The organism is Paenibacillus sp. WC2504 (assembly GCF_052682475.1).
Genome location: NZ_JBQZFH010000001.1, coordinates 6,398,499 through 6,412,977 on the forward strand (window position 1 = coordinate 6,398,499; position 14,479 = coordinate 6,412,977).

Below are 14,479 nucleotides of genomic sequence, written 5' to 3' on the forward strand. Positions count from 1 at the left end.
TAGGGGGTGACGATCATAGCTCTCGTCGTCAGGTCCACACTCAACGCGACTGGCGCGATCACGTTCACCGGAAATACACTTGGCTTAAGTCGCTCCGATACGGTAGGCCAACCGGGAACACAAGACAGCATCGGTGCTTTCACGACGGTGAATACCGCGCTGAAATTCGGAACATATCCCGCAGGCACGACCAATCTCTACACCTCGAATAATTCATCTGCCATTCTCACCATTCCTGCAGGAAGCACCGTACTTTATGCAGAACTGATCTGGGGCGGATCTTATATCAACGGCAATGTTGACCTGAGCGCTGTGATTAACAATCCGGTTTCGTTTACGACACCAGCAGCAACGTTTAACATCACGCCTGATGATGCAACGAAGAACGAGTTTAACTTAGGCAGCGGTGCATTCGGCTATGTGCGCACAGCTAATGTCACGACTCAGGTGCAGCAAGGGATAGGCGGTACTTACACCATAGGAAGCGTGCCTGGTACGATTGTCGTTGCCGGTGATCCGACAGCCAACCATTGCGGTTGGACGCTGGCCGTTATTTACCAGAACACGAGCCTGCCTTTCCGGAACATGTCATTGCGAGTCGGTGCCGTACTCGTACAGTCTACCTCTCCTCCTGTGAACACGACCATTACTGGATTCGCTACACCGGTAACAGGCACACTAGGCGGTAGAGCGCTTTTCAGCGCCCAGGAAGGTGATGCTAACCGTACGGGCGATCAGGCGTTGTTCGGGCCTACAACGGCCTCACTCGTCGCGTTATCCGGACCGAATAACTTTGCCGCTAACTTTTTTGCTTCCCAGATCAATAACGATGCAGGGCAGCTTAACACCACTGGGACGTTCGGCTCACTCAACCAAATCAACGGAGCTCCCGGATCGAACATTAGCGGAGGCCGTCAAGGCTGGGATATTACGAACGTAGATGTCTCCGCACGGTTAACGAACAATCAATCCTCCGCCATCCTGCAATTGACAACTTCTGGGGACGCATATGTTGTCAATGCCAATGCCATTCAAGTTGATATTAACGCACCCAAAATTAGTGTGACCAAAAGTGCCAATGTAACCGGAGCGGTCGTGGGCGATACCATCACTTACACGGTAACGACCACCAACTCAGGGACGGCCAGCGCCGCCAGTATCGTGTTGTCCGATGCCTTGCCTACCGGTTCAACCTTCGTAGCTGGCAGTGTCATCGTAGCAGGCGTATCACGGCCGACCTACGATATTACAACAGGCGCGCCTCTTGGCTCCCTTGCCTTTGGCTCATCTATCACTGTTTCTTATAAAGCTACGGTCACGAGTCTTCCGGATCCGCAAACGATTGCGAATACGGCAAATGCCGCCTTCACATTTCAAAGCGTCGCAGGCGGTTCCATTATTTCAGGCGTCATTCCATCGAATACGGTGTCGACGACGGTTTATTCGCCAAAGATTGCGATTGTGAAATCCGCAAGCACGGCGAACGGTTCTGTCGGTAGCACGGTCACCTATACCCTGCAAATTGCGAATACCGGGAATAGAAGTGCCGTCATGACCGTTACCGATAACATACCAGCTGGAACATCTTTCGTTGCGAACAGCTTCAAAGTGAACGGTGTCACTGTTCCTGGCGCCAATCCGGTCACGGGTGTAAACATTGGCACTGTAGCAGCCAGCGGAACATCCACGGTCACCTTTGATGTACTGATCAATTCCCTTCCGTCTCCGCCGCAGCTCGTGAATACAGCGAATAGTACATACACGTTTCAACCGCCTGATGGTCGTACGATCTCGGGAACCGCCGGCTCCAATACCGTGACTATCCCCGTCCGTTTGCCAAGTGTTGGTGCTGTCAAAAGCGCTAATGTTGTCGACGCGGTTGTCGGAGATACTTTTACATACAGTACGGTGATCACGAATTCAGGTGTAGAAAGTGTGACGAATGTCATCCTCACGGACGTCATACCGCAAGGCGCAACTTTTGTGCCCGGCACCGTCGTCGTTGGAGGGAGTTCGAGGCCAAGTTCAGTCCCTGGCGGCGGCATTGCTGTAGGTACCATAACGGCTGGCAGCTCGGTCACTGTCACCTTCCAGGTCAATGTCGTTTCCTTGCCCACTTCCAATCAATTAAGCAACCAGGCATCTATTTCTTATAGTTCCGGTACTTTTACGGGAACTACCCTAACCAATACGATTACGACACCCGTGTTTCAAGCTGTTGTCTCTGTGACCAAAAGTGTGAATAGTACGAACGTCACCGTTGGGGCGACGCTGACCTATACACTTCTGGTTCGCAATCAAGGTAATATCGCTGTTCAACCAACGGTCGTGGATACCATCTCACCATCCACCACGTTTGTGATAGGCAGTGTTACAATAAATGGCGTTTCCAGTCCGAGCGCGAATCCTGCTGTTGGTATTCCAACAGGGGCTGTTCCGCCTTCCGGCACGAGTGAAATTAAGTTTCAAGTCGTCGTACAGAACTTGCCGTCACCTCCAAGACTCCAGAATCAAGCAACGGCAAATTACACGTACCAACCACCTGACGGACGCACGCTAAATGGGAGTACCGTGTCAAATACGACGGATATTCCCGTATCCGCCCCCAATGTCGTCGTAAATAAAGCAGTTAATCTATCGTATGCGGCTCTCGGTGAAACACTGATTTACACGCTCAACATCACGAACAGCAGCGTTGTTCAAGTCAGCAGCGTCACCTTGCAGGATTCTCTGCCAGCCGGAGTTACGTTCCAAGCTGGAAGCGTGACGGTAGACGGTGCGCCAAGATCTGCGGCGGACCCGAATACCGGCTTCTCAATTGGAAACATTGCGGCCGGCGCCACAACACAGGTCATTTTCCGGGCAACCGTCACTTCGGTTCCCACGCCAGTGCAAGCTGAGAATCACGCCAGCATAAGCTTTAACTCCGGAGTTTTCTCTGGAGCGGCTTTCTCGAACAGCGTTATCACGCAAATTCAGCAGCCCATCTTATCCATTGTCAAAAGCTCCAACCTGACGCTTGCAGTTCTCGGCGATATCGTTGTTTACAAATTGGAGGTGGGCAATACCGGCAGTTCTCCTGCCAACGTAACGTTAACGGATAATATACCCGCAGGCACGACGTTTCTCGTGAACAGCGTTATCATCAATGACGCTCCTCTGCCAGGCGTTGACCCTGTGAGCGGTATTCCGCTCGGTACGCTTGATGTGGGTGCAAAGAAAATCGTTACCTTTGAAGCGACGGTAACTTCCCTGCCAACTCCGCAGCAATTGGTCGATCAGGCTAGCGCAGCCTACACCTTTACGCTCTCGGATGGCCGAACGCTCTCTGGGTCCGGCATTTCAAACACGGTAACCATTCCTGTTTCAGCTCCTAACGTGAAAGTGATGACCACCAGCAACGTCAGCTCTGCCGTTCAAGGAGATACCGTCACCTATACCAGCGTCATTACCAACCAAGGCGTCGAGAACGTCAATAATGTAATACTTACGAGCATTGCCGATCCGAGCACTTCATTTATTCCCGGAAGCGTCATTGTAAACGGCATTTCATTGCCGAATACCAATCCGTCGACCGGTATTCCAATCGGTACCCTGGCGCCTAACCACCCGGCTACCGTGACTTTTGAGGTGAAAATCACAATGCCAACGCCACAAATCATTAACCAATCTTCGGTCAGCTTCACATCGGGATCCTTCTCAGGGTCATCATCCTCCAATGATGTCATAACGCCCGTTACCCAACCGAATATCACGGCTGTTAAGACAGCCAACACCACCAGCGCAACTGTCGGCGATACTGTTCTATACAGCATCGTTGTGTCGAACACAGGCAACCTTGCAGGGAATGTCGTTGTCACAGATACGATTCCTGCAGGAACCTCTTATGTAGCGAATAGTGCGCAAGTCGACGGGATGCCTCAGCCTGGATCAGATCCCGTAACAGGAATTAATGCCGGTTCCATCGCGCCCGGCACCTTTAAGACAGTAACCTTCTCCGTGTTGATTGAAACTTTGCCCAGCCCGCAAACGATCAGCAACATCGCTACGGCTACATACACGTTCACCCCGCCGGATGGTCGTATCATCACTCGTTCGGTTACATCGAATACCGTTACGTTCCCGGTCTCTTCGCCAAACGTAACCGTATCGAAAAGTACGACTTCTACCGCTTTAACCGTAGGCGATACCATTACGTACAGCACGTCCATCATGAATAGCGGGATTGCCCCCGTCAACAATGTCATATTCACGGATCAAATTCCTGCGGGCGGCACGTTTGTTCCTGGCAGTGTCGTCATTATCGGCGCTCCACCGCCGGTTGTTCCTCCAAACCCGGCCACAGGCGTTCAGTTAGGAACGATCGCAGTTGGAGCAACGGTCACCGTGCTTTTCAATGTACTCGTTACCTCTGTGCCGACTCCAGAACAATTAACGAACCAATCTGCGGTAACGTTCACATCAGGCGCACTCTCAAGCACAACCTTCTCAAATCCCATAACAACACCCGTTTACCAACCTGTCATTGGTGTTCTAAAAGCCGGAAGCACTTCGAATGCAACCGTCGGGGACACCATCGTATACACGCTGAATGTTTCTAACACAGGTAACTATGCGGCTTCTGCCATCCTAACGGATACCATTCCAGCCGGCACCTCCTTTCAGCCAAACAGCGTATTCGTTGGAACGACGCCCGCTCCTGGTGCTGACCCTTCAACGGGGATTGATATCGGTTCCGTTCAGCCGGGTGCCACGATTCCTGTCTCTTTCTCTGTCGTGATCAACACCTTGCCGAATCCGCAGGTGCTATCCAACACGGGAACGGCTGCGTACTCCTTCACACTACCGGACGGCCGACCATTCAACCGTTCTGCCACGTCGAATACCGTAACGATTTCCGTGTCTTCGCCTAACGTCAGCGTTGTGAAGAGCACAACCGTGACGGATGCCGTAGTCAATGATATTCTCCCTTATACGATTGTCATTACGAATAATGGGATTGAACCTGTTAGCAATGTTGTTTTCTCGGATCCGATCCCATCCGGCTTAGCGTTTATTCCAGGCAGCGTCGTCATTGTCGGAGCGCCAACACCACCTGTGCCGCCAAATCCAATATCCGGGATTGCGCTTGGTACTATCGCAGCTGGAGGAACGGTTACCATCACGTTCAATGTCAGAGTGGTTGCCCTACCTGATCCAGCACAGTTAAGCAACCAAGGTATTGTCAGCTTTACCTCCGGCGCCTTCTCGGCGGTTGCCTTCTCCAACACGATTACAACGCCGGTTTATCAACCTATTCTTGCTGCAGCCAAATCGGCAAGTTCCACCAATGCCACAATTGGCGATCTCATTATCTACACGGTAAAAGTCAGTAATTCCGGAAACTACGCAGCCAGTGTCACGTTAGTTGATCCCATTCCTAACGGAGCCACTTTCCAGCAGAACTCTGTTGTACTAAACGGAATCACCCAACCAGGCGCAGATCCTACTACAGGCATTCCATTCACTGCACAACCCGGTGTTACTAACACAGTAACATTTGCTGTTGTTATTACCTCGCAGCCGAATCCGCAGGTATTAACAAATACGGCAACGGCAAACTTCAGCTTTAGTCCGCCTGATGGTCGGGTTATTACAGGTTCAGCTGTTTCCAATACCGTAACCATTCCGGTATCCGCTCCGAATGTCACGGTCGGGAAATTGTCAACTGCTACCGATGCCGTAGTCGGCGATACGATCACTTATTTAGCTAATGTGTCCAATAATGGCATAGCGGCCATCAATAATGTTCAATTCTTTGATCAGCTTCCTGGTTCCACAAGCTTCGTTCCAGGCAGCGTTACCATCGATGGCACTCCGGTATCCACCGCTGATCCAACCAAAGGAATATCGCTTGGCACCATTCAGCCGGGCGCGTCCGTTGCAGTTTCTTTCAAAGTCACCGTTAACACCTTGCCGTTATCCGGGCTGCTTACGAATCAATCGTCCATCAGCTTTACGAGCGGAGCTTTTGCCGCATCCGCCTTCTCCAACACAGTCATCATACCGGTTTATCAACCGATTATCGCTCTCATCAAAAGCGCAAATACAACCAATGCCACCGTCGGCGATACGGTCGTTTACACGCTTACGCTTCACAATTCCGGAAATCTGCCTGCCGTTGCAACTGTCTTCGACACCATTCCGGCAGGAGCCGAATTTGTCCCTAATAGCGTAATTGTCGACGGTCAACTTCAACCTGGCGCTAATCCAGCTACCGGTATCAATGCCGGAACAATCCCTCCTGGCGATACGATTACTGTGAAAATTTCGCTCGCCGTCACCGTTGAGTCCTTACCGTCACCGCAGCAATTAGTGAACACGGCAACCGCCAACTACACCTACTCGCCACCAGATGGCCGGGTACTGTCAGGTTCCGTTGCATCCAACACACTCGTGGTTCCAGTATCCTCGCCAGACGTTAGAGTAGTAAAAAGCTCCGATGTAATTGACGCGATTGTTGGCGATACAATTACGTACACAGTAATTGTCACCAATAGTGGCATAGAAGCAGTTAACAATGTTGTTCTAACAGATCCAATCCCAACTGGAACTGTATTCGTCACAGACAGTGTAACGGTTAATGGCAGCGCTAGACCAGGCCAGAATCCAAGTACAGGCGTTCCGCTCAACACCATTGCTGCAGGTGCATCTGTTACCGTTACTTTCGAGGTGACGGTCGTATGACGGCCGAATCCCAACCTCCCAAACATTTAATTAATCAATCTGTCGTCCGTTTCAGTTCAGGTAATTTGACCAGCCACGCTTATTCCAACACCGTAGATACCCCAGTGGTTGGTCCCGTCATTACAATTCGAAAAAAGGCGAATACTTCTGAAGCCGTGCTCGGTCAAGTCGTAACATACTCCTTGACAATAGCCAATAAGGGTAACTTGGATGCACAAGTTACCCTTTTTGACACCATGCCGGACGGGACTTCGTTAGTTCCTAACAGCGTCATTGTGGATGGCGTCCCCATGCCTATGGCCGAACCCGATAAGGGCATCTATGTGGGGACGATTCATATCGGCCAGCACATCGAAGTAAACTTCCAGGTCGTCGTGCTTCATCCCTCTTCACAACTCAAAAATCAAGCAACGGCAACCTATACCTTCCATACAGCGGGAGGTAGATCTGCAACAGGGAGTTCAAAGTCGAATACCGTCATCATTCCTTTTGAAGAAACGAAAGTCAGCTTTAAGAAACACGCGGATAAACGCTATACTTTTGTCGGCGATACCGTCACGTTTCTATTCACCATCAAAAATGAAGGAAGCTTATCCATTAACAAAATGCTTTTTATAGATCGGCTGCCAGCCGGCGTTCGTTTCGTTATGGGCAGCGTAAAAATCGGGCATACTTCCTACCCGTCAGCAAATCCTGCGGAAGGCATTTCACTTAGCGAACTGCCCGCGTATGCGACTCTATCTCTACAGTTCCAAGTCACCATTACCCATGCCCCCTCATCCGGATGCATCGTGAATGACGCGGAACTTGTCTTACACCTCAGAGACTACAAGCAAAAAATGACATCCAACTCAATTTCATTGGAGGTTTACGATCCTGCGATTTCGGTTGTCGAGTCCGTCCTGCAGCCAAAGGCTACTCTGGGCGATACCTTGACCTATTCCTTAATCGTTGCAAATAAAGGCAATATTGCGGCTGAAATTTGGCTGTCCGATTTCATCCCTGAAGGCAGCTCCTACGTGCTGGGAAGCTTGATGGTGAATGGATCTCCATATGGCAATTCGCTGTTACCCAGCTCTGTGTATGTCGGGCAATTGCCGGCAAAAAACCAAATGGCGGTCACGTTCCAAGTTACGGTCAACGCCGTTGCCATTTCCGCCGAACAGACCGAGCTAACCAGCCATACCGACGTATTATTTAATTTCCGTCTGCCGGATGATCGTGTTGTCTCTGATCATGTGCTGTCCAATACGGTAAGCGTCGAATTGCTGCGACCGATTGTAACCATCGTAATTTTTGCAAATCCTTTAATTGCGGAACCTGAATCCACTGTCCATTACAGGATTCAAGTATCCAATTCAGGCAATCTTGCTGCAGGCAGCGTGTTTCTTCACGATTGGATTTCTCCCTTGACTACGTTGAACGCCGGTACCCTGCGAATCAACGGCAATCCGATGAACCAAATCTTGAGTTCATCTCAACCTTTATCGCTTGGAGTCCTCCAGCCACAAGCCACAACCGAAATCACATATTCAGCGACAATTGTTCTTAGACCGAATGCCAAACGCATTCCGCTAAGAGCATCCGCCAAATATGTGTATCAGGTAAATGAACCTGTTCATACGGGAACGGCGTTGTCCAATGAAGTAGTTATTCGAATTGAGGAGGCGGAAGAATAAAAAAAGCCGGGGCATCTCATCGCCCCGACTTTTTTTATTTAAGGTCATTGATTGCTTTAATCAGTTCAACCGGAATTTTCGGTTTCCGATCATATGTGAGCAAACCGTTAATCTCTTGTTCCACATCCGTTAATTGCGTATAGCAATAGCCTTGAACAACGCCGGAGTTCAGAAGTGGACGAATGACGGCGCGCAGCTTTTGCTCGTAATCTTCATCGTTTTCTGCGCCTGAGTATCCCCAGCCCTCCCATTCGCTTTTCTTATACGCTATCCCGCCAAACTCTGTAACTAGAATCGGCTGATTCTCATAAGGGAAACCTTCGACAAACAGGCGGCGATTAGCCGGCATTGCATGAACAGCCTTCTCTTTGGTGCTGTAGCGCTCTGTCAGGACCTCTTCCCGCCATTCATAATCGTGAATCGCGAATAAATCCGTTTTCACCAATTCCCAACCGTCATTCGAGATAACAGGACGCATCGAATCAATCGATTTGGTCAAATGATACATCGTCAGCGCGTGGTGCTGCTGCCTTTTATCGATCTGGATATTAGGAACTCCCCAGCTTTCATTCAAAGGAACCCATGCAATGATGGATGGATGGTTGTAATCGCGATCGACAGAGGCTTGCCACTCTTTCGTAAACCGTTCTACATACTTTTCCGTGTACTCGTAAGCGTTAGCCGCTTCGCTCCAGACAACAAGTCCGAGCTGATCGCACCAGTACAGATATCTAGGATCTTCCAGCTTCTGATGCTTACGTGCTCCGTTAAAGCCCATCGCTTTCGTCAGTTCCACATCCTGTTTGATCGCTTCATCACTCGGCGGCGTCAAGTTTCCATCTGGGAAATAACCTTGGTCCAGCACCATTTTCAGGAAATAAGGACGGTTGTTGAGACAAAGCTTGCCATTCTCGATTGACACTTTACGCATCCCAAAATAACTCGTCACCTGATCAACAGGTTGTTCATCGACCAGCAGTGTAAAAGTCACGTCGTACAAATTCGGACGCTCCGGCGTCCACCAACCGCCAAGTCCATGATCATTAAAATCATTCAGACGAACCGCTCTTGTCCCAACGCTGTCTTTCAACAAATACGTGTCCTCAGAAACAAGTTTGCCTTTAAAAGAAATTTCAACCTTCACCTGCTGCTTCTCATGCGCTTTGGCGGCTTCGATGAAAAATTGCAATTCCACCTGTTTATTATCAATGTCCGGCGTAATTCTCACTTTATCTAAATATGCATCGGCGCTTACCGCTTCCATCCATACAGTTTGCCAAATGCCAGTCGTTCTCGTATAGAAAATGCTCGCTGAATCCGAGAGCCAGTACTGCTTCCCTCTAGGCAGCGTCACGTCTTTGCTGTAATCAACGGCCTTAACAACTAACTTATTCGTACCTGACTGTAGAGCATCGGTAATGTCCGCGTGAAACGGCGTATGCCCGCCTTCATGCGTAGCAACCAAAGTGCCGTTCACCCAAACGGACGCCTCATAATCAACAGCTCCAAAGTGGAGCAAAATCCGCTTATTTGCAAAGGAATCCGGAATCACCAAATCTCTGCGATACCAGACAACATCATGAAATTCATTGCTGCCAATACCGCTTAATTTGCTTTGAAAAGCGAAAGGCACCTGGATCCTTTTGGATAACGCTTTGTTCCCTAAATGCCACTTCTCTTTGCTGCCTACGCGGTCATCATCAAATTCAAATTCCCACTCGCCATTCAGGTTCATCCAGTTGTCTCGTACAAATTGTGGCCTTGGGTAATCTGCTCGGGGTTGATTCGTCATGGGTAACGCTACCTCCATAAAGTTAATTAATAAGTTAATTAAATAAGTCCAACACAACTAAGACTATTATCATCCCAAGCTCATTTTCTGTCAATACGTGTTATTCAATTAACTTTTAAGTTATTATAAATGCATGCGTGCCGTGCCCACGGCCTTCTCTGTCATACGCGTGATACATGATTCTTCGCCAATTTTAAATGAGTACTGTGGGTATGTGGTTTGTGTTCGGCGGGTGGCGGGGTTTGCGGGATTTGCGGGGTTTGCGGGGTTTGCGGGGTTTGCGGGGTTTGCGGGGTTTGCGGGGTTTGCGGGGTTTGCGGGGTGTACGGTGAGGGCGACTGGCGTGTAAGGTGTGCGGCGAGGGCGGCGGGATGACGGGAACTGCTGGAGTGCAGGTTTTGCGGCGGGTGTGGCGAGCGAGATTACCGTGGGCAAGCTTAGCATTTCCATGGGGATTCGGATAAGGGGAATCTTTAGGGAACTGGAGGCCTCTATTTGAAGAGAAACTCCTGTTTCCTTTCTGAGTGGGAACTACGGGCCCTTATTCAGCCGTCATGTCATGTTTTTTGCGTGAAATTGGCGAAATAGTGGACCTCTGTCAAGAAAGTAAACACATCATTAAGTGACGATCACGCAGTTTCTGAAAAGGTCGCCGCAAACTGAACAGGCGAAACATAGCCGAGGGAGCTATGAACTCGTTTGCGGTTATAGAAGAATTCAATATACCGAAAAATGGCTTCGTATGCCTGGTGCTTGGTTTTGAATTTCGTGCAATAAATAAGTTCTTTCTTTAAAATGCTGTGGAACGACTCTATGCAGGCATTGTCGTAGCAGTTCCCTTTGCGGCTCATGCTGGCTTGCATAGAGTATGAAGCTAGCTTTTCTCTGTATTCTTTAGAGGCATACTGTGATCCACGATCGGTATGATGAATAAGTCCCTTAGCTGGCTTTTTAGCTTGATGAGCGGCTTCTAGAGCGCTCAGAGTGAGCTCTGTTGTCATTCGATCATGAAGTCGCCAGCCTACAATTTCTTTGGTGCACAAGTCCAAAACACTTGCTAGATACAGCCGGCCTTCTCGACACGGGATATACGTAATGTCTGCCACCCAGACCTTCTCAGGCTTATCGGTTGCAAACTTTTGATTAAGTACATTTGGGGCAATCGGGAGGCTGTGATTAGAATCTGTCGTTTGCACTCTAAATTTACGAGATACGCAGGAACGTAATCCTAGCTCTTTCATGTAAACACTGACGGTACGCTCTGAGATGGTTAAGCCCTCTTTCCACAGCATACGAGTAATTTTGGGGCTGCCATAGCGTTCCCCGGAATCATGAAAGTGATAAACAATTCGCTTCAGTAGCGCTGTTTTATGCAATTCCTGCTCGCTTGGTAGCGCCTGTTGCCACTTGTAGAAACCGCTCCTCGATACCTGCATGACCCTGCACATCTTCGCCACCTGAAACTCAGAGCGATGATCTTCGATGAACTGGAACCTTAGTTCCTTTCTTTGCTGAAGATGTGCAGCGCCTTTTTTAGGATCGCTAGTTCTTCCTGCAGATCCTGCTTCTCCCGCTCAGAGGCCTGCAGGCGTTTCTCAATGTCCCGAAGTTTCTCTGGGTTACCTACAGGCTCGTTTTCAAAGGAACGATATTTTGTCATCCAATTCTTTAATGTTCCAGCGGGGATGTTCATTTCCTCTGCGATTTCCGGTAATGTCTTTGTTTGTTCTTGAACGTATTTTACTGCTTGTTTCTTAAAATCTTCATTATATCGTTGGCGTTGCTCTCCCATGGGCGGACACCCTCCTATTCGTTAAGTCTATTATTGGGGTCACTTAACGATGTGTCCACTTCTAATTCTAGCCCCAGTATCCCCTGACACCTGGAAAATGCCCCCTTTCAGAGAAATAGCGCCCTGTAGTTCCTCTAACACGCCATCCTAGCGCATAAAAAAAGGACGACACCGGAGAAATCCCCCCTGCATCGTCCTCTAACCTTAATCCATGTAACCGGCTAATCCATGTTTCATTAAATACGCCATTTCCGCTTCCAAAATGGTATCCACCGCGAGCTCCGTCAATTTCACGTCCGGCCTGCTTAGAATATGATCGATCAAATCGTCGCTGTCGATGTCCACTTCCCCTTTGGCACCTTGTTCAGCCTTCAGAATATACGCTTTCTCATATTTCAGTACGAGCTGGATTTGTTTGGCATCTGCTTTTGATTTTTCTACGATAAATTGAATAAGCTCTTGTTCATTTATTTCCTTACTCATGACGGTTCATCTCCTAATGTCCTATTCGTGTTTATGACTATTGTAGCATAATTGTCAGCTTTTATTTTTTCTGTCAGCCTACACGTCTTGCCAGGCCCATGTTAACATAGAATGAGATGGAAAAACATACCTAAAATACGCACAACAAAGGGGGCTATTATGGATTTAGAATTACGAGTAGCCGCATTGGAAAAAAGAGTAAAAGACCTTGAGCTGCTGCTGGACCATGCACTTCACCGACCAAATGCATCAGGATCTGAACGCACAGAGGTATCAGCTCCGGCAAGCGAGCATTCCCAGCCAGCTCCGCGCCCGCCCCTCCAGCAGCAAACCGTTCCCGCCAAAGAGCCCGCTCCCCCAACAGATTGGGAGCACTTGATCGCCCGCGTCTGGTTGCCGCGCATTTTTATCATCGTCTTCCTGCTTGGCGTGCTCTGGGGATTTACAGCAGCCGTAAGTGCCGGCTTCATTACAGAACCTGTCCGCTGCATACTCGGAGTTGTCGCAGCAGGTCTCATGTTTTGGCAAGGGGAAGCGCAAATACGCCGCAAACGCACAGCACTGGGGCAAGTGCTGATAGGCGGAGCGAGCGGGGTTCTGATCTTGTCCCTGTTCGCTGCCCACATGCTGTTCGAGCTGATCCAGTCCTGGCTTGCTTTTGTTCTTTACATTGTTTCTATTGCAGCTAGTGTGTTCATAGCGATTCGCCATCGTTCACAAGCTCTCATGATTATTACTTTGCTTGCGGGTTATCTTGTTCCGTTCATGGTCGATTCTGCGCACCCGAATATGTGGGTTTTCGCTGGCTACGAAGGTCTCTTTTCCATGGCTATGATGTTGTTATCGCTGCGCTACGCCTTCCGAGGCGCTTATTTCACCGCATTTGGCGTACTTCATCTGCCTTTGCTCATATCGACCTTGCTCAGCCATGCGGCGAGTGACAAACCTGCTGTGCTAACCGTTATCATCTTGCAGCACCTGCTCCTTTTCAGCATTACACTTCTGCGCTCTCAAGATAGCCGAATTGGACAGCGCATCACGTTGTTCTTAAGCTTTGGCCTCGTTGCGGCCTGGACATACGGTTTCTACGGCACTGCTCACAGCGATAGGCACGTCTATGAATGGATGCTGGCTCTGTGGTCGCTTTTGTACATCGGTACATCCTCTTGGCTTTACTTGCAAAAGCGCGCCTTCTCCGTCCATGTATCCATCGCAACGTTCAGCATCTTCTTATGGCTGATTTTCGTCCTGCATGCCGATCAAGCCGGATCAGCGCTTTTAGTCGAAGGCGGCATCGCTCTTTGCCTGGGTGTACGCTTCCAAAGCAGGCTGCAGCAAATCAGCGGAGCTCTTACCTATTTCATCGGTATGCTGTTCGTTCTCACCCATCCGATCCATGATATAGGATCACATGAAACTTTTGCTTGGTTTGTGCTCGTGGCTACCATCGGCGGCCTTTATGCGTTCTATCGCTCTTCTGCTCAAAAAGGCCTTGCGCCGTCGCGCATCTCTATGCTTTTGCTGTGGATGGCATTCATACTGTTCCTCATCTTCGTCTCACAAGTAACGAACGCCTTAACGAAAGCTCTCAATAGTGATTACCAACATCTCGTTCTCTCCGGCGTTTGGGCGATTTATGCGGTGCTCCTTATTGTCGCGGGACTGTTTGTTCGAAGAGCAAAGGCAAATCTAATCGGCATCCTGTTCTTGTTTGTAACCCTGCTCAAAATTATTTTCATTGATCTTCCTGATGTGTCTACCGCCATTCGTGCGATCCTGTTTATCGGACTTGGGGCCATTGGAGTTGGGATTTCCAGGTTGTTTTATAAGCGTAAATAAACAAGCAAACATTGACTCAATCGAAGGGCCTTCATCGCCACTTATCTTGTGGATATGAGGGTTTTTTTCGCTTTTTCAGGGACAAAATAGAATGTGAACTTTCCTTGAATTCATTGCATTACGTCTAAAAATAGCGTATATTTTACACTCGTGGTTATTTAAATTGAA

Annotated in this window: 7 protein-coding genes; 3 read left to right on the plus strand and 4 right to left on the minus strand. The window is 49.2% G+C overall.

Annotation, left to right across the window (positions count from 1 at the left end; translation table 11 throughout):
• Positions 1–15 precede the first annotated feature (15 nt).
• Complete coding sequence (locus ACUN27_RS28895) at positions 16–6,726, plus strand: DUF7507 domain-containing protein (RefSeq protein ID WP_445560673.1); 6,711 nt, start codon at positions 16–18, stop codon at positions 6,724–6,726.
• Positions 6,723–8,405: a DUF11 domain-containing protein gene (locus ACUN27_RS28900; protein ID WP_445560012.1), complete on the plus strand. Its 1,683-nt coding sequence runs from the start codon at positions 6,723–6,725 to the stop codon at positions 8,403–8,405. Before ACUN27_RS28895 ends, ACUN27_RS28900 begins: the two co-directional genes overlap by 4 nt.
• 34 nt (positions 8,406–8,439) lie before the next feature.
• Here the strand turns inward: ACUN27_RS28900 and ACUN27_RS28905 are convergent, their stop codons facing one another.
• The 4 genes from ACUN27_RS28905 to ACUN27_RS28920 all read right to left on the minus strand — a co-directional run bounded on the left by ACUN27_RS28905 (position 8,440) and on the right by ACUN27_RS28920 (position 12,472).
• Positions 8,440–10,197, minus strand: a complete 1,758-nt coding sequence (locus ACUN27_RS28905; protein WP_445560013.1) for a glycoside hydrolase family 2 protein — start codon at positions 10,195–10,197, stop codon at positions 8,440–8,442.
• Positions 10,198–10,826: 629 nt separating this feature from the next.
• The gene (locus ACUN27_RS28910) at positions 10,827–11,681 is read right to left on the minus strand and encodes an IS3 family transposase (RefSeq protein ID WP_326063635.1); all 855 of its coding nucleotides are present in this window, start codon (positions 11,679–11,681) and stop codon (positions 10,827–10,829) included.
• An 11-nt stretch (positions 11,682–11,692) separates the two neighbouring features.
• Positions 11,693–11,989, minus strand: a complete 297-nt coding sequence (locus ACUN27_RS28915; RefSeq protein WP_326063633.1) for a transposase — start codon at positions 11,987–11,989, stop codon at positions 11,693–11,695.
• 204 nt (positions 11,990–12,193) lie between these two features.
• Positions 12,194–12,472: a hypothetical protein gene (locus ACUN27_RS28920; RefSeq protein ID WP_315955126.1), complete on the minus strand. Its 279-nt coding sequence runs from the start codon at positions 12,470–12,472 to the stop codon at positions 12,194–12,196.
• 159 nt (positions 12,473–12,631) lie between these two features.
• Here ACUN27_RS28920 and ACUN27_RS28925 point away from each other — a divergent pair, with 159 nt between their 5' ends.
• Entirely contained in the window at positions 12,632–14,311 is a 1,680-nt protein-coding gene (locus tag ACUN27_RS28925) for a DUF2339 domain-containing protein (protein WP_326062264.1), read from the plus strand.
• Positions 14,312–14,479: the final 168 nt, after the last annotated feature.

Excerpts from the sequence above, each read along its gene's own strand:
- ACUN27_RS28900 (WP_445560012.1), top strand. The coding sequence starts at position 6,723 with ATGACGGCCGAATCCCAACCTCCCAAACATTTAATTAATCAATCTGTC.
- ACUN27_RS28905 (WP_445560013.1), bottom strand. The coding sequence starts at position 10,197 with ATGACGAATCAACCCCGAGCAGATTACCCAAGGCCACAATTTGTACGA.
- ACUN27_RS28915 (WP_326063633.1), bottom strand. The coding sequence starts at position 11,989 with ATGGGAGAGCAACGCCAACGATATAATGAAGATTTTAAGAAACAAGCA.
- ACUN27_RS28920 (WP_315955126.1), bottom strand. The coding sequence starts at position 12,472 with ATGAGTAAGGAAATAAATGAACAAGAGCTTATTCAATTTATCGTAGAA.
- ACUN27_RS28925 (WP_326062264.1), top strand. The coding sequence starts at position 12,632 with ATGGATTTAGAATTACGAGTAGCCGCATTGGAAAAAAGAGTAAAAGAC.